Origin of the sequence: Bacteroides xylanisolvens XB1A, from assembly GCF_000210075.1 — a bacterium.
GTDB classification, from domain to species: Bacteria; Bacteroidota; Bacteroidia; order Bacteroidales; family Bacteroidaceae; genus Bacteroides; species Bacteroides xylanisolvens.
In genome coordinates, this window is record NC_021017.1 from 2767870 (window position 1) to 2785822 (window position 17953).

General features: G+C 40.1%; 10 protein-coding genes. 8 read left to right on the top strand and 2 right to left on the bottom strand.

The genetic code is table 11. The features are described 5' to 3' along the window. The first annotated feature begins 57 nt into the window (after positions 1–57). From BXY_RS10945 to BXY_RS10975, 7 genes are all read left to right on the top strand, one after another. The gene (locus BXY_RS10945) at positions 58–3411 is read left to right on the top strand and encodes a SusC/RagA family TonB-linked outer membrane protein (RefSeq protein ID WP_004316102.1); all 3354 of its coding nucleotides are present in this window, start codon (positions 58–60) and stop codon (positions 3409–3411) included. Positions 3412–3427: 16 nt separating this feature from the next. Then, positions 3428–4951: a RagB/SusD family nutrient uptake outer membrane protein gene (locus tag BXY_RS10950; protein WP_004316103.1), complete on the top strand. Its 1524-nt coding sequence runs from the start codon at positions 3428–3430 to the stop codon at positions 4949–4951. A gap of 9 nt (positions 4952–4960) precedes the next feature. Next, positions 4961–5644 (top strand): DUF4843 domain-containing protein, encoded by a 684-nt coding sequence (locus BXY_RS10955; RefSeq protein WP_004316104.1) that lies wholly within the window; start codon positions 4961–4963, stop codon positions 5642–5644. Between the two features lie 17 nt (positions 5645–5661). Further along, positions 5662–7335: a PKD-like family lipoprotein gene (locus BXY_RS10960; RefSeq protein WP_004316105.1), complete on the top strand. Its 1674-nt coding sequence runs from the start codon at positions 5662–5664 to the stop codon at positions 7333–7335. A gap of 15 nt (positions 7336–7350) precedes the next feature. Further along, on the top strand, positions 7351–9699 hold the full coding sequence (locus BXY_RS10965; RefSeq protein ID WP_015531908.1) for a zinc-dependent metalloprotease: 2349 nt from the start codon (positions 7351–7353) through the stop codon (positions 9697–9699). A gap of 25 nt (positions 9700–9724) precedes the next feature. After that, on the top strand, positions 9725–11836 hold the full coding sequence (locus BXY_RS10970) for a DUF5117 and DUF5118 domain-containing protein (protein WP_015531909.1): 2112 nt from the start codon (positions 9725–9727) through the stop codon (positions 11834–11836). Between the two features lie 115 nt (positions 11837–11951). Then, a complete protein-coding gene (locus tag BXY_RS10975) occupies positions 11952–12725 on the top strand; it encodes a radical SAM protein (RefSeq protein WP_015531910.1) in 774 nt (257 codons plus the stop codon). Between the two features lie 401 nt (positions 12726–13126). Here the strand turns inward: BXY_RS10975 and BXY_RS10980 are convergent, their stop codons facing one another. Beyond that, positions 13127–15916, bottom strand: a complete 2790-nt coding sequence (locus BXY_RS10980; RefSeq protein ID WP_134993126.1) for a helix-turn-helix and ligand-binding sensor domain-containing protein — start codon at positions 15914–15916, stop codon at positions 13127–13129. A gap of 190 nt (positions 15917–16106) precedes the next feature. Here BXY_RS10980 and BXY_RS10985 point away from each other — a divergent pair, with 190 nt between their 5' ends. Beyond that, positions 16107–16613, top strand: a complete 507-nt coding sequence (locus tag BXY_RS10985; protein WP_134993125.1) for a GNAT family N-acetyltransferase — start codon at positions 16107–16109, stop codon at positions 16611–16613. A 73-nt stretch (positions 16614–16686) separates the two neighbouring features. On the opposite strand, the gene BXY_RS10990 is transcribed toward BXY_RS10985, so the two are convergent. Further along, entirely contained in the window at positions 16687–17898 is a 1212-nt protein-coding gene (locus BXY_RS10990; RefSeq protein ID WP_015531912.1) for a BACON domain-containing protein, read from the bottom strand. Positions 17899–17953: the final 55 nt, after the last annotated feature.

The following is a 17953-nucleotide window of genomic DNA, read 5'->3' on the forward strand; positions in this document are numbered from 1 at the left end:
TTTTTTAAACTTCGTATATAATTAAAAGAATGAAATATTATTTAACTATTCGGGCTTATGAAAAAGAATCAAGCACAAAAGTTCATTGTCTTGTTCTTGTTTTTCCTTTTTGCCTATTCATGGCGTGTTGAAGCGCAAACAGGTAAGGAAAAGCAAATAACAATGGAGTTTAAAAATGAAGGATTACCCTCTATTTTTAAACGTTTTGAAAAAGTATCGGGATATAAAGTTCTTTTTATCTACGATGAAATCAGTTCTTATACTTCTACCGGAAAAGTAGAAAAAGCTACAGTCGATGAAGCATTGAAAGTGATTATCGGGAAAAATCCGTTGAAATACCACATTGACGGACAATTCATCAATATCACAAAAGAGGATTCTAAAAAGTTTTTTTCACAAGTAAAAGGAAAAGTTTTTTCCGAGGAAGACGGACTTCCTGTTATCGGTGCCACTATTATCGTAGAAGATGCCAATAATATTAGGGCTATCACGGACAATAATGGTAATTTTCAGCTTTCTAATGTTTCGAAAGATAGTCGGGTTAGAATATCGTATGTAGGTTTGGAGACTCAGTTCTTGAATCCTTCATCCTATATGTCGGTAGTGATGAAGTCTGATACAAAAGCACTCGATGAAGTGGTGGTGACAGGTATGTTTAATAGAAAGAAAGAGGGATTCACTGGTTCTGCTGTTACTATCAAGGGTGAAGAACTGAAAAAGTATAGTACGAATAATGTGGCTAAAGCGATAGCTGCTGTCGCTCCCGGGCTTCGTATCATGGATAATATCAATATGGGGTCTAATCCGAATAATCTGCCTGATATGCGTATGCGTGGCGGTGCAAATATGGATTTGAATGCACAGGCTACGGTAGATTTAAATTCTGCCAGTAATGATGTGCTGGCAGTTCAGGGCGAATATGAGACCTATGCCAATCAACCGCTGCTTATCATGGACGGATTTGAAATCAGTATACAGACACTTGCTGATATGGATCCCGACCGTGTTGCTTCCATCGTTGTGTTGAAAGATGCGGCAGCTACGGCTATTTATGGTTCGCGTGCGGCAAATGGAGTAATTGTTATCGAAAGCAAGACTCCCAAACCGGGACGGATTTGGGTGACTTATGGTGGGGAACTTCGTATTGAAGCTCCGGATATGACCGGGTATAACTTGATGAATGCAAGAGAGAAGATAGATGCAGAGTTGCAAAGCGGACTTTATACATACGGCGGCGAAACAGTTGAAAAATGGCAGCTCTATCAATCTAAATTGCGTGAAGTGCTGGCAGGAGTAAATACTTATTGGCTGGACAAGCCTTTGCAAACAGCTTTCCAACAACGACATACGGTTACGCTGGAAGGTGGTGATGAAGCCTTACGCTATCGGATGTATGTCGGATATAATAGTTCTCCGGGTGTGATGAAAGACAGCAAACGTGATGTACTGACCGGTTCACTTGATTTTCAGTATCGTCTGAAAAAGGTGTTGTTAAAGAATAGCATTACGTTGGATAATTCGGTGGCTAATGAGTCTCCGTGGGGAAGTTTTAGTGAATATACCCGCTTGAATCCTTATCTGCGTCCGTATGGAGAGAACGGAGAAATACAAAAACGGCTTGATAATTTTGAAGGAGTGGGTGGTGAGTCGAGCTACCTGAATCCGATGTATAATACGACATTCAACAGCAAAGATCAGAGTAAGAACTTCACAGTACGTGAACTTTTCAGGGTAGAATATAATCCTACTAATGAATTACGGTTTGAAGGAGCTTTTAATTTGTCCAAAAGTGTAGGACATCGTGATATTTTCCGTCCTGCACAACATACGCTTTTTGATAATGTGACCGATCCTACCTTAAGAGGTGATTACCGCAGAAGCCAGAGTGAAGCTGTCAGTTGGGGAATCGATTTGACAGGAAGCTGGAACAAGCAATTGAAAGACCATTATCTGACTGCTAATGCACGCATGAGTGTATTGGAGAATAATTCGGAGACTTATGGAAACTATGTGACCGGTTTCCCGAATGATAATATGGATAACTTGTTGTTTGGTAAGAAATATAACGAGAAAGTGACGGGCGATGAGAGGACAACACGCTCTATCGGTTGGGTGGCTGCCGGAGGTTATTCTTATAAATATAAGTATTCGTTCGACTTTAATATACGTTTGGACGGTTCTTCACAGTTTGGAAAAAATAACCGTTGGGCTCCTTTCTGGTCAACAGGATTGCGCTGGGATTTGAAAAAAGAGAACTTCATGAAAGATGTATCTTTTATTTCCGATTTCATTTTGAGGGGTACATACGGTACGACCGGTTCGCAAGGTTTTGATCCTTATCAGGCACATGGTTATTATACATACTCTAATTTGCTGCTTCCTTATTACTCATCTGATGCAACAGGTTCGGAAATCTTGGCTATGCATAATGAGAGTTTAAAATGGCAGACAACGAAAAGTACTAATCTTGCCTTGGAACTCGGGTTTTTCGATCAGCGTTTTACTGCACGTGTGGAATATTATCGGAAAATAACAGATAATATGGTTGCCAATATAAGTCTTGCTCCTTCTCTTGGTTTCAGCAGTTATCCGGAAAATCTGGGAAAGATAGAGAATAAGGGTTGGGAAATTTCTCTCTCGGCTATTCCTTATAAAAACACTGCTAAACAAGCTTATTGGACAATTACAGTAAACGGTTCTCATAATACTGACAAACTATTGAAAATATCGGAAGCGATGAAATACAGAAATGATAAAAGTGCATCAGATTTAAAAGATACGCCGTTGCCACGTTATGAAGAAGGTGAATCTCTTTCCCGTATCTGGGTAGTACGTTCATTAGGTATTGATCCGGCTTCCGGAGATGAAATATTATTGAAACGTAACGGGGAGATGACGAGTGCCGTTAACTGGAGTGCGAATGATGTAGTACCTATTGGTAATACAGAACCTAAATGGCAAGGATATATTAATTCTTCCTTTACATACAGAGGTTGGGGAGCAGATGTCAGCTTCAGGTATCAGTTTGGCGGTCAGGTATATAATCAGACCTTGCTTGACAAGGTGGAAAATGCTAATTTGAAATATAATGTAGATCGACGGGTAACTCAGCTACGTTGGGCGAAACCGGGTGATAAGGCACAGTTCCGTATTCTTAATCCTAACGGTTTGGAAACGAAAGCCACTTCCCGGTTTATAATGGATGAAAATATATTCCAGGGAAGTTCGTTGTCTGTTTACTATCGTATGGATCGTACTAATACAAAATTTATTAGTCATTGGGGATTGAGTTCCGCTAAAGTGACGTTTAATATGGAAGACTTTTTCTATTGGTCTACAGTGAAACGCGAAAGAGGTTTGTACTATCCGTATTCCCGTCAGTTTACATTTGCTCTGAATGTTGCTTTCTAATTAAAAACCTATTTGTATGAAACAGATAATATATATACTATTAACAACAACAATGCTGGGACTTATGTCTTGCAGCGACTGGTTGGATGTATCTCCGAAGACTTCTATTCCTACCGACAAGCAATTTGAGTCGGAATCAGGATTTAAGGATGCGCTTACAGGTATTTATTTGAAGTTGGGAACCACGACATTATATGCCGGAGACTTGACTTATGCTTATTTGGATGAGTTGGCAGGATTATATTCCGATTATCCGGGGTATAATACAAATGCTGTTTTCGACCAAAGTATCGTGTTCGATTATGAGAACATGTTTTTGAGTAAGAAGAATGGGATTTACTCAACGATGTATAACATCATAGCCAATATTAATAACTTCTTGGAGTACGTAGACAAAAATAAAGATGTTTTAGTTACCGAACGCTATTATGAAACTATGAAGGGAGAGGCACTCGGGCTTCGCGCTTTTCTTCACTTTGATTTGTTGCGTATGTTCGGTCCTGTTTATAAAGAACATCCTGCATCCAAAGCTATACCCTACCGTATTGCTTTTGATAAGGATGCCACTCCTGTTTTACCAGCCAGCGAAGTGGTTGACGCTATTCTCAAAGATTTGAATGACGCTGAAAAATTACTGAAAGAGAGTGATCCTCTTGATTTCTTTACCGATCAGACGGATGAAGATTTTATAGATAAAAATCATTTTCTTGTCAATCGTGAGTTTCGTATGAATCTATATGCGGTTAAAGCTATGCTGGCTCGTGTATATTGTTACAAAGGTGATGCGGAAAGTAAAGGATTGGCCACAGAGTACGCTAAACAAGTGATTGCTGCCTCTAAGTATTTTACATTGTATAAATCGCAGACTGCTTCCAATTACAATTCCATACGCTACGCAGAGCAAATCTTTGGAATAACAGTCAATGAATTCTCCAATTTGCTTATTGGAAATTATATGGATATGGAGAATACCAATACTCAGCAACATTTCTATCTGGATGGAGATAAATTTAAATTCTTCTATGAAACTGCCGATGCAGGGAATACTGACTGGAGAAAAAATACGGAAATGTTTGAGGTTATTAATGGGGCAAGTCGGACAGATGTTTTTTGTAGAAAATATAATCAGAAACCTTTGAATGGCGGATATGCTTATTCCGGTGCTGACGCTATCCCTTTGATACGCTTACCCGAAATGTATTATATTGTAGCAGAATGTGTTCCTTCTGCATCGGAAAGTGCTGACGCGTTAAATACCGTACGTTTTGCACGTGGTATCTCTTATAGTGATGAAATACCGACTACCGGATATGATGACCTTGATAATACTTCGGAAGAAGACAAAAACCAGACTAAACGTATTAATGAGATAATGAAAGAATATAGAAAAGAATATTTCGCGGAAGGTCAACTTTTCTATTTCTTGAAAGCGCATAATTATAGCACTTATTATGGTTGTGGGATTGAAACGATGACTGAAGCCCATTATCAGATGACGTTGCCGGATGACGAGTATATTTTTGGAAACAACTCTAAATGATGAAGCATTATGAAACGTATTATATATTTTGTTTTAGCTATTCTTGTTTGCGGCATTTATGTAGGATGCAGTGAAAACGAGATAGACTTATATGACCAGACACCTCGTATCAATTTCTATGGTAGCACTACGCATGTCCGTACTTTGGTTGATACGGATTATGTGAAGAAAGAACCTTATGCTGTAGACAGTTTCGAGGTAAGAATACAAGGAGATTTTTTGAAAGAGAATCGTGATTTCTGTGTGAAAGTAACTCCGAATAATGATTATCAGAATTCAGTGGATGTATTATTGGAAAGCAAGTATACATATACTGACCTTGATACAGTTTGCCAGATATTCTATTATAAAATAAATCGTCCGAAAGTAGAGGCAGGTAGAAATGTTTATGGTTGTTATCTGGAGTTTGATTTGAATAACCCTCTTCATCAGTTTGATAAAGGTCTGGTAGAAAAGAATCAAATCGTTTTAAATGTCAGATGGGAGTTGAAACCGACCGAATGGAGTGATTATGTGGGATTTGGCAGTTATAGCGATGCTAAATATATGTTTATTATGGATGTATGTCAACGTGTATGGGATGATTTGGAAGATGAAGATATTGATGTAATCAAGCAAGCTTATAGAGAATATAAGGAGGAGGGAAATCCACCGATTTTAGGTGAAGAGGGTGATGAAATAGAATATGAATAAGATTAAAAAGAAACGTTATGAGGAAATATATCATCTGTATAGTAAGTTTTATCGGAGCGGCTTTATTGCAAACAGGCTGTTACGATGACAAGGGAGATTACGATTATCATGATGTAAATACGATGGATATCGTAATACCTGAAACGAAGGTACGTATGCCTAAAGAGGAAGCAGTCGAAGTTTCAATTATACCCGAGATTTCTCAGACTTTGGAGCAAAATGAGAAAAACCTTGTATTTCAATGGAAGAAAACAATCGAAGGAAAGAAAGCGGGGTCGGACAGACTTAGTGATTATAAAGATTATTCCGTAGGCAAAGAATGTAAAGTAACAGTCGAGCCTTATGAATCCGAAAATATAGGTTTGATGTTGGTCATTACGGATAAAAAGAATGGAACAACCTGGTATCAGATAGGTGAAGTTGCAATTATTCGTCCTTTAAATCCTTGCTGGTTTGTATTGCAGGAAAAAGAAGGAAAGGGAGTATTAGGAGCGATAGAGGGTACTCCGGAAGGATATTATGTTTATCCGGATGTCTTTAAATCAGAACTGAATCAGTCATTTCCGTTAGAAGGAAAACCTTTGGCGGTAAGTGCAAGAAAAAACTATGGGGATTCGTTTTTAAGTAGTATGCTGGGTTTTTTTGGTTTTAAAGTAAGTCCGGCGTTAATGGTGGTAACCGATCGGGACTTGGCCTTGTTGACTCCAAGTACTTTAATAACGAGATATCCATCGAATAAAATACTTTTTGAACCGACTGGAAAAGGGGAACCGTTGAATATCGAGCTCTATAAGATGAGTACTCATGGTGAATTGTTTGTGAATAGTGGAAAAGCATATTGTGCTCCTATGGATGGATTTTGTGTACCATTCTCAGTAAAAAAGGAAAGTGAGTTTCCCGCCATTTCCGCTTATGGTTCGTATGGAGGAGGCTATTTGTTTTTTGATTCTGAAAATCATCGTTTTCTTGCTTCCTCTATTCTGGGTTTTAGCGATTATATGGTACCGAATTCGGCTACTCAAGATATACGTAATTATGGAACTAAATGGACTGATCAGAAACCTGTCAGGACATATTTAATGTCGTCTGATGAATCAAATGTCTTTGATCCAAATAAGATTGATCCGTCTTTAGAAGTGCATGACATTGTTACGGGAGGAAACGGGGGAAATTTTGCTTATGCAATTGCTGCTCCCCATAACGGAAAAGAGCTGACTGTGTTTAAATTCAGTGCGCAAGATGAAGATCCGATTTGTGCTGCCCGGTATACGATTGCTTTACCGTCCGAAGTAAATGTAGAAACAGCAAAATTTGCAGCTTCTTACGCGTATACGGCAAACCTTATATTTATGACATCGGGTAATAAATTATATCGCATTGATCTTGGTCGCGGAAGGGCAATTGAACTTTATACTTATGAAACTGATCCGTCAGCACAGATAGTTAGTTTTAAATTTAAGGACCCTGAAAGTGTGAGAGAGGAAGATGACGATGAGGAAATAGGCGAATATAAGGAGAAACTAGGTATGTCTCTCGGGTTGGGTATCAATACTGCTGACAAAGGTGTAGTTGTCGAATTGCAATTGACAGTGGCGGGCGATGTAGCTCGTGAAGAAAACAGCATTTGTGTTTACGAAGATCCCGATCAGCCTATTGGGAAGATTGTTGATATTAGCTATAATTATGAATAGTATAAACCGGTCTTTATGCTAAAAGGAATTATCGGTGCAGTATTTCTTGCTGTTGTCTGTACTTGTCTGTACGGGCAACAGCAAAGTATTACAACTTTTATTAAAGAAGAAGCACCAGTGGAAGTTATTCCCGGTATGTTTACTACCTACCGAAGTGATAAACATATCTATTGGGAAATCCCGGATTCATTGATTGGACGTGAGTTTGCCGTAACGACAACTATCCTGACAGCTCCTGCCCGTCCGGACCGGGATATGGAAAAGAAATTCGGATATGCGGGTGACATGATAGGTCCGGTATTTTTCAGTTTCCGTAAACAGGGTGACGAGTTGTGGATGATGGATCCACAATATGAGAGGGTGATAGAAAATCCTGAAGGAACGTATGCAAAAATCGCCGCCCAACGTGGGAACGAAAGGCTTTATAAGATATTACCGATTAAAGCTAGGAATCAGGGAAGCAGCTTGATAGAGATTGGTGAAGTATTAAAAGATTTTCCTTTGTTTACTCTTGATATTGTATCTTTTGATTTATTGATAGGTACGCGTTTAAGAGAGAAAGATTATATCAAGGAAATTAAAGGATATGACAACCGCTTGTTGATACACGCATCACGAGTTTATCGAAGTTCGTCAATGAAAATACCAGGTAAGCCTGTTGCACCTCCTTATATTGGAGACTGGGATACAGGTATCTGCATAAAATTACTGTCAAAAAGACCGTTGGAGGCAGTTGCTGCAAATACCGGAGCTTATTTTTCTATCAGCAAGGAGTGTTTTCAAGGGAATCAGCCTGCTATTCGGAAATCTGTTGTCAAACGATGGCGGCTGGAAATAAGGGCGGAAGATGAAGAAAGATACATGAGGGGGGAACTGGTAGAACCCATACAACCTATTATTTTTTATATAGATCGTAATACACCGGAAAAGTACATCGACTGTATCATTGAAGCGGTGCGTGACTGGCGTCCGGCTTTCGAGAAAGCTGGATTTAAGAACGCCATTGATGCGCGACTGGCTCCTACCGTTGAGGAAGATCCTGATTTTAGTATTTATGACAGTACTTATCCGTTCATCTCATGGAAGATATCAGGACAAAATAACGCTTATGGACCGACTCCATGCGAACCCCGGTCCGGTGAGATTATAGCTTGCCACATCGGTATTTTTTGCAGTGTCTTGAATTTGGAACAGAAATGGTATTTTGCTCAATGTGGAGCGAATGATCCGCAGGCATGGAATATAGAGTTGCCGGACTCTTTGCAATACGAACAGATAAAACAAGTATTGACACATGAAGTGGGTCATACATTAGGGTTGGAACATAACTTTCTGGGTAGTTCTCATTACTCCATCGATCAATTACGTGATAATGACTTTTTAAGTCAATATAGTATTGGTAGTTCCATAATGGATTATGTGCGGTGTAATTATGCTTTGCGTCCTCAAGATAAAGTTGATTTGAGAAACAGGCGGGTACGTGTCGGCGAATATGATAAGTGGGCTATTGAATGGGGCTACCGTATATTTCCGGGTAAAGATGCTTCTGAAAGAGAAAAGAACAGGAGCCTTTGGAATCAGGAAAAACAGAAAGATCCCTCGTTACATTTTTCGGGCAGAATGGATGTAAGGGCTCAGGCAGAAGATTTGGGTAATGACCATGTTATGGTTAATACACAGGGAATAGAGAACTTGAAATATTTGTGTGAACATCCGGATGTCTGGAATGTGACGGATAAAACGTCTTTGCGTGTATTACAGGGGCGTTATGAAGCGGTATTGGAGCATTATAAACAGTGGGTACAGCACGTTTTGTCTCATTTGGGCGGGAAACGTCTTGCTGAGCCGGATGATGAGAATATTTACATACCTGAAAAAGCCGATTACAATAAGAAGGTTATGAGCTTTATACAGGCTTATATATTACAACCGCCTGTGTGGATGTTTGATGAAAAACTTACCGCTAAATTAGAAATAAATGGTAGTCGGGAGTTCGATCGCTTTTATGAAGAGCTGATGTCGGAAATGATTCGTTCCCTCCGGGAAGTGGAAAGAACGGAGAATGTTTGTGAGGATATGTTGTCTGTAGATGAGTTTTTGGAAAGCATACATAAAGAATTATTTACCGAATGGGCTGACAATATTCCTGTAAGTGACGCCAAGTATAAAGTGCAGCTGCTTTATGTGAGTAAACTTGTTAAATTGTTGGATAGATCAGAAAAGATAACTTCGTCGAGATTATTGGTTTCCATCATGCAGGCTTTGAATAGAATAAAGGAGGAAAGTCTTGATTATAGCCATAAGATTACGGATCCGGTTGCCAAAAAACGGGCAATGTTTCTTGTAGATAGTATTTTGTTTTAATGATGAAAAGTAAATAAAGAAATTCATGAAGAGAAGAAGATATGTGATTGGTATATTGTTGTGTGTCACAGCTTTGCTTCAGGCACAGGATTTCGTCAAGTCATTTGACGAGTTTTTTGTTGCCGGGATGGATAAGATCGACGGTGTGTTTCCTGTGTATGTAGCGGAAAAAGAAATCTATTTGGAAATACCCGAAAAATATATCGGGCGGGAAATTGAAGTCAGTGGACAGATAGACCGAGGGTTTGATTTGTTGAATCGTCCGGTTGACGGACTGGGAGTAGTGCGTATTATATCTCCGGATAAAGCTACAATTTGCTTTCAAAAACCGTTTTATACAGAGCGTATTTTAGATGAAAAAAGCACATATCAGCAATCTTTCTCGTTGTCAAATATGCAACCTGCCGGTAAAAGTTATCCAGTGGTGGCCTATTCAAAAGAGCAGGGAGCTATTATTCGGATAACAGAGTATCTGATGACTGGCGATGACTGGTTCAGCTATAATGATAGTTTTATTCGTTCCTTGGTTCCGGAACTGTCGGAAATAATGAAAATACATCCTTTTAAGGAAGGTGTGTCGTTTACGGTCAGGCGCTATCATGGAGTTGAAGCGGAAAGATATATGCTGTCCAGTTCTGCCATTATATTGCCTGAAGGTAGTATGCCTTTGGAAGTCACTTGTGCAGTACGCTTGCTACCTCTGAAAAAAGATCAGATCCGCTTGGCAGATTACAGAATACCTTACCGGACATTGAGTTTCAAAGATTACTCGCAAAATCCTTATTGTATGGTAGAAGATTCATTGATTCTTCGTTGGGATATGTCACAACCGCTTACTTTCTATGTAGACACTCTTTTTCCGAAGGAATACTTCCAGGCAGTAAAGGAAGGAGTGGAAGCATGGAATACCGCCTTCCATAAAGCAGGTATTCATGATGCTTTACAAGTAAGGTATGCAGACCGAAAGATAATTCCGGCGGAACAACGTGCTTTTATATCTTATGATTTAAGAATACCGGGGATCAAAAGTGACTTTATCTGTCATCCTCGTACCGGAGAAATACTTTCATGTCGTCTGAATATCGGACATGGATTCCTAAAAGGAAAATTAGACGACTATCTGTTAAGTTGCGGTGCCTCGGATTCGCGTATTCTGGCTGACCGTTATTCTAAAGAAGTGGAAAAAGAATTGTTGCAAAATGAAATAACGGAAGAAATTGGATATCTTTTAGGTTTGCGCAGAAGTTTATCGAAAAGCTCGTGTGGAAAGACTTTAAAAGTTGGAGATGATGATTGCCGGACTATTTATTTTGGCTATCATCCTTTCAAAGGAGACCAAAATTGTTATGATGAACGGGAGAAGCTCCGCCAATGGATAGATCATAATTTACCAGATCACATTCGTTTATTCCAACCATCAGGGAAGGAGAATTCTAATTCTTCATTTCCAGAAGATTATGCGGTCAAAATATCGGATTTACAGACTGTAGTGAGTCGGTTGGATAAGATTGTGTATAAGGGGAAGAAATACGATAAAGGGAGTTCGCTCACTGATATATACAGAAAGGCTATTCGTCTGTATGGGAGTTATCTGATGGAAATGGCAAAGGTGGTGGGTAGTTCTCAACCGGCAGATGCGCAGCGTCAGGCAATGCTTGATTTGGACAACTATTTATTTCATTCTGTTAAAAAGATGGAATGTACCTATGTAAAAGAGAATTTGTTGGAAACAAGAAACAATCTTCTGTATCCGGAACTGGCGAAGTTGTTCAAACAATTGTTGAGTGTAAAGACAATTTCAGCTCTTCGATTGCAGGCGTTGCAGAGTGACCGGAAGGGGTATGACGATATTGATTTTTTCCGGGATCTTTATAAAGGATTGTTTAATGGTTTTGATCCGCAGTCTGCCGTTAGTTATGAACAGATGGATATTCAGCTGATATGTTTGGAAGCGTGGCTGGATATTATGCAGGAAGCTACTGAACATAATAGTATAAAGAAACGTTTAACGAACGAATTGCATAGTCTGCACGATAGACTGGAGGAGCTTAGCACGATACATTCCCAAAAGGAAGTACGTGATATGTATATTCTGCTTTTGAGAAGAATGGATCAATATTTCCGTGTGGTTTCTTGAGTGGCGTTAGAGTAATAATTTGTTTGGGATGATGAAAAAATGGTCGTACAGATAGAATAACCTATAAGTTTTGGGTTATCTTTGCTATGATTTATGAATAAATAATTAGAATAAGATGACTATTATTTTTCCTTCACCCATCTTCGGCCCTATTCATTCCCGCCGTTTGGGCGTTTCATTGGGAATCAATTTATTGCCGGACGACGGTAAGGTTTGTTCATTCGACTGCATTTATTGTGAGTGTGGTTTCAATGCCGAACATCGTACGAAGAAACTTCTTCCTACCCGTGAAGAAGTCCGCATGGCTCTCGAAGAGAAACTAAAAGACATGCAGGCAAACGGCCCTGCTCCCGATGTATTGACATTTGCCGGAAACGGTGAACCGACTGCGCATCCCCATTTCCCGGAAATCATAGAAGATACACTTGCGCTTCGCGACAAGTATTTCCCAAAAGCAAAAGTAAGCGTATTGAGTAACTCTACATTTATCGACCGTCCTGCCGTATTCGAAGCACTGAACAAGATAGATAATAATATCCTGAAACTGGATACGGTGGATGAAGAATACATTCATCTGTTGGACCGTCCTAACGGAAAATATTCTGTTAAGAAGATCATCGAAAGAATGAAAGAGTTCAAAGGAAACTGCATCGTACAGACGATGTTTCTGAAAGGAGGTTATCAGGGAAAAGACATGGATAATACATCCGACAAGTATGTGCTCCCCTGGATAGAAGCAGTGAAAGAAATCGCTCCCCGTCAAGTGATGATTTATACGATTGACCGGGAGACTCCCGACCACGATTTGCAAAAGGCTACGCATGAAGAGTTAGACCGTATTGTGGCTTTATTGGAAAAGGAAGGTATTCCGGCAACAGCTTCTTATTAAAATATAATTTAAACAGGGATATATTTCTTCTTGATAATACGTAAGAAAATTAATATAAGAGGGCGAACCTATAGAATTCAGAAGTTTTATACTTCCTATTCTATTGCTCGCCCTTTTATTGGCTTCATGAGCTGTTTCAGCCTATTCTGACAAGGGTATATTCTCACTTCGATGAGAAAAAGTTCTCATTGCAGTGAGAGTTTTTCTCATTACAATGAGTATTTTTTCTCATCGCAGTGAGAATGCTTGAGAATTTGCACTTCCCTGATAATGGTTGACTATTTTATTTCTTATCACTGTTTCGGGTTGACTTGCAATATTACTAACCCTATCTACAGTTGACCTTATTATTGATTATTCCTACATCGGGTTGAGTTGTTTTATTAGTTATCGCACCAATATCAGATACTAAGTATATAAGACGTCAGACTACTATCCTGATCGAGATTGAGTTTCCGTTTGAGTCTGTACTTCTTCAATTCGACAGACCGGAGCGCAATGCCCATAATAACGGAAATCTCTTTGGTAGATAAGTTGGCACGTATCAGGCAGCAGAATTTCAGTTCCGAAGGCGACAAGTCCGGATATACTTTTTGCATGCGCAGCATAAATTCATAGTGCACTTCTACGAAGTAGTTTTCAAAGGATAATAGCTTATCTTTTTCCGTAGCGCCCTGCTGAATAATTTTCATTAACCGGAGGTAGAGCTTGTTGGGATACCGCTCGCCCAGTTCATTCTTTTGTGTTTCCACTTCCGTAGAAATAGCGTCCAGCAATTCCTGCTTTTGGGTTAAGAAACGCATCCGGTTTTTAAGTTCGCTTTCCTGGTTTCTTACTTTCTCCTGCAATTGTTCGTAGGCTTGATGTTGCAGTTCTTCTGCATGTTTTCTCTGTTCCTCTTCGTATTGTTTGAGTAATCTCTTCCGTTTTCGTTCGCTGAAGAGAGTCACCACTCCAACGGTGATTATCACCAGGAACAACACATATAGCGTAATCATCCATGTCCGTTTGTAGAGAGGTGGAGATACGAGTATCGGGACTATCAATGTATTTTGATTACTATCCTTTATTTCGAGTTGATAGATGCCGGATGGCAGGTTGGTGAAGTGGATAGTGCCCGACGTTTGCCACGGACTCCATTCATTCGTTACTCCGGGAAGGCGGTAGGAGATAGAAGTGGCATGAGTCCCCAGTCCGGTAGTGACTTGAATAGTGATATTGGTGGCGGTATTAGGCAATTCTATTTTCTGCTGGTGGAAATCTGCATAAAAAGTATTGTTATCATAATCGTTGAAACAGAAAGTCTCTATCTGTAACGGGCGTGGATTGGAGACATGGCGGTTTACCATTTTACTGTTGATAACGACAGTTCCTTCACAGGTAGAAACAAACGTGATTGAATCATTAATTGATTTCAGATTATAATGTTTGTCGTAAAGCATAAGTTCATTATCAACAAACGGCCAGTGCATTATTAATTCGGCAGATAAATCCGCAATGTGATAGAGGAATAACTCTTCATCCGTAGCTACCCAGATATCGTTCTTATAGGCTGGTTTTATAGATTGCAACTTGTTCAGATACAAAATTTCCCTGCTTATTTGTTCTTGTTTTCTAAAACTCTTCCCGGTAATATCGAACATGTATATTCCTTTAGGCGTCGCAAACAGAATCTTATCTTCCACTTTTACCAGACTGATTCTGTTATAATTGGCGTATCCGTCTATTTCGGAGAAGTTCTCGAAATCCGTTATCTCATTCAGGTCTTTGTTGATGCGCAGTCGGAAGATTCCTTTTTCCGGATGGATAGCCCATACCGTATGAAGATTTTCCGGCATGATGTTGGCATAATCTTCCGTATTTATAAGTAAAGACTTATATTTCCAGGTGTTGTCTTTATATTCGAGCAGGGCAATTCCGGAATAAGAACGTAAGAAGATGTATTCATCGCCACGGTCGGCTATATATTCAAACTGTCTGACGCCGTTTATGTTGTAGAACGGTTCGAAATTGGTTTGTCCGGCTTTCATTTTAAACAGTTGGGTGGTAGTGCCGCACAACAATTCATTTTTCAGGTTGCAGAACTGAAGAGGGTACATCGAAGTCTGCATCTTCCTACCGTCTTCTTCATAAAGATAAATACCTTGGTTGGAGCCGATATAAGTCTTTCCGTCGAAAGATGCCGCATCGAAGAAAGTGCCTATGTCAGTATTTGTTTTCCATAGATAAGTGGCCGGTTCGAGGATAACCGATGATATTCCGTTGTCGAGCGAGAGCCAAAGGAAGTTCTCGGCAGCGAAACACAAACCATGAATATTGAGGTCTTGCAGTTGCGAAGAATGATAATGCGTCTGTTGCCCGCTTTTCAGGTTAATCAGGAACAAGCCGTCGCCTATGGTTCCGACAGCAAGTAGTTCGTCTTTCCAAATACTTCCGCAGTCTATCCGGACGGGGATATGATTGGCATTTTCCAACTGGAGTAGCGGGACTATGGTATTACCTTTCAGTGTATATATCTTCCCGCTGGCTTGCCCTATGATATATTCATCATCGGCAATCCGAAACATGAATTTAGTTTCTCCATTCATGAAGATTGTATCCTCGCAGAAGTTTTCCAGCTTATTGCTGCGAATTTGCATGAGAGCACCGCCGCACTTCTGCGTAAACAGCTTGTCACCTGCCGGATAGAGAGAAACACAACAGTCGTTTTTCACCAGATAACCCATATCCTTGCCGTCATACCAGATAATATTGCCGAAGGAATGGAAATATACTTTGCCTTCCGTTTCGGCTATACTCCAAAAAGTCTCTCCTTTGATTCCAAGCTTATTTACCAGCGGTAGAAGAGACGTATAGTTGATTTTTCCGTTTACATCATATTGCCAGTAGCCGATGTTGTTGTCGCCTGCTGTGTAAATCCGGTTCCCGATACAGCAGACCGCACGTACGGTACTTCGCTCGCCCGGTTCGAGAAGTGCCCAGTCATTGCCGTTGTATCTTAATAGTCCGTTATTGTTGCTGCTATATAGAATCTGTTCGGGAGAAATCGCAATGCCCCAGTTCTGAATTCCGCCTTTGTAGTTCTTATAATTATAGTTGGTGATTTGCATAGGTGTTTGTGCCATACCCGGAGAGAGACAGGTAAAGGATAATAAAATAGATAGTCCAAAAAGAATCCAATTGTATCTCATTTGTATTGTATTAACAGGGAATGTACTTATTACAAAGATAAAGAGAAAAATCAAAGATGCAATAAACCGTTTCTTTTCTTCTTTTTCTTCCGGAAAAATAAATCAACTCTTCTTCCGGTTCTGGATTAATTTTGTAGTTTTACGGACGTATCAGGAAAAAGAAGGTATAATCATAAAATGTAATCATAATATGGAATGTAAAATACGTTGTTGGCGGATAGAGGATGCAGAAGATATTGCAGAGACACTGAATAATAAGAATATACTGGATAACCTGCGGGATGGCATCCCCTTTCCATATACCGTGCATGATGCAAGGGAGTTTATACAGGCAATGAATGCCGCCGATTCGGAAAGTACGTTCTCATTTGCAATAACTGTCGATGATAAAGCAATAGGGAGTATAGGTGCCTTCCGCCAAAGCAACATACATTCGAGAACTGCCGAGGTGGGATATTACATTGCAGAGCCTTATTGGGGGCAAGGTATCGGTACAAGTGCTGTGAAACAAATATGCGAATATGTCTTTCAAAATACGGATATAATCCGACTGTATGCTGAACCTTTTGCACATAATGCCTCTTCTTGCCGCATCCTTGAGAAATGCGGGTTTGAGTTAGAGGGGACATTGAGGAAGAATGCGGTAAAAAATGGTGTTGTGGTGGATATGAAGATGTACTCAATTCTGAAAGAATGAATCCCGGATTCATCATCTAAAAGATATATGCCGGACTATAAAGAACCAGCCCGGCATATATGCTAATACACAATTACATTGTTACCTGAAAAGTTTTATAGGTGCTGCTTGTACCATTCCAAAGCCCGTCTGTTCCTGCATAGGCATAAGTTCCTTCGTCTATTCTGAAACGGAAAGTATAATAATATGTTCCTGCAGTCGAGATTTCGGGAGTTTTGCCTTGATAATAGTGATTGTTTCCCCATTGCCCGTTCCAATGGCAAGATTGCCATGTCCAATCGGTTCCCGACGGGTCAGAGTTTGTTGTGGAGTAACCGATTTCACAAGTCACATGTTTGTTGGCAGTGCCTGTTCCCAAGTCGGTTAATCCTTCGATGAATACCTGTGCGCCCGTTTCAAACTGTTCTCCTTGTGGGATAGGATTCTTGGCTGTCCAGTCACCGAGTATTGCCCAACTGATGGATAGTTGGCTGTAATCTTCGATGCTTGCGTATTCTTCTTGTTCTTCCTCTTCTTCTTTCACTTCAAACTTTCCGTTGACGTTTACTTCTCCATCCCATAATCCGCCTGTTCCTGCATATTTGTAAGGTCCCGAACCATTACGGAAACGGAATGTATAAAAGTAAGTGCCGGCAGTGAGGTTTTGAATACGCCCCTGATAATAGAAGTTGTTGCCCCAGTCGCCATTAAACGGACAGGAAGTCCATATCCAATCTTCTCCGGACGGGTCAGTATCGGTAAACGAATAACCGATATCGCAGGTAATCTCTTCTCCTGTTTCGCTGTCGACAGAATTGGTGATGCCGTCGGCAAACACACATGAACCGGCTTCAAAATCGTCTCCCTCATTGAGTACGCTAGAGGCACACCATTGCAGATTGGCCCATGTGATAGGAAACTCTTCATCCGGTCTTTCTCCTTCATCCTGAATACTTTGCTTAACGGTCAGGGTAATAACCTCTTCGTCTTGCAGGAAAAAGGTGACATGTCCTTCGCGGGGCTGACCTGTTGCATTGTCGGAGACAGTGACAGCTACATTCGCTATAAAACTCTCATTTACTCCGGGATAGTTGTCCGGGCTTATGGTGATCCAGTATTCGGAAGCAACGGCACTCCAGCGACGGGTGGCGTCTACTTTGACGGCGAGGGTACTTTTATATCCGGTGAATGACAATTCATTCTTGTTGATAGTCAGAGATGCCGGAGCTATCTCTTCGGAATCTTTGCAACTCCAGATGAATAGAGTCGTGCAAAGAGAGATAAATATACAATATATGTGTTTCATACTGTTTAATTATTGGTTATTAGTTTTATACTTATTCATAGATGAATAGGCCTGA

What these genes read in the sequence shown, in the direction of transcription:
- BXY_RS10945 (WP_004316102.1), top strand. Translation starts at nt 58, where the DNA reads ATGAAAAAGAATCAAGCACAAAAGTTCATTGTCTTGTTCTTGTTTTTC.
- BXY_RS10950 (WP_004316103.1), top strand. Translation starts at nt 3,428, where the DNA reads ATGAAACAGATAATATATATACTATTAACAACAACAATGCTGGGACTT.
- BXY_RS10955 (WP_004316104.1), top strand. Translation starts at nt 4,961, where the DNA reads ATGAAACGTATTATATATTTTGTTTTAGCTATTCTTGTTTGCGGCATT.
- BXY_RS10960 (WP_004316105.1), top strand. Translation starts at nt 5,662, where the DNA reads ATGAGGAAATATATCATCTGTATAGTAAGTTTTATCGGAGCGGCTTTA.
- BXY_RS10965 (WP_015531908.1), top strand. Translation starts at nt 7,351, where the DNA reads ATGCTAAAAGGAATTATCGGTGCAGTATTTCTTGCTGTTGTCTGTACT.
- BXY_RS10970 (WP_015531909.1), top strand. Translation starts at nt 9,725, where the DNA reads ATGAAGAGAAGAAGATATGTGATTGGTATATTGTTGTGTGTCACAGCT.
- BXY_RS10975 (WP_015531910.1), top strand. Translation starts at nt 11,952, where the DNA reads ATGACTATTATTTTTCCTTCACCCATCTTCGGCCCTATTCATTCCCGC.
- BXY_RS10980 (WP_134993126.1), bottom strand. Translation starts at nt 15,916, where the DNA reads ATGAGATACAATTGGATTCTTTTTGGACTATCTATTTTATTATCCTTT.
- BXY_RS10985 (WP_134993125.1), top strand. Translation starts at nt 16,107, where the DNA reads ATGGAATGTAAAATACGTTGTTGGCGGATAGAGGATGCAGAAGATATT.
- BXY_RS10990 (WP_015531912.1), bottom strand. Translation starts at nt 17,898, where the DNA reads ATGAAACACATATATTGTATATTTATCTCTCTTTGCACGACTCTATTC.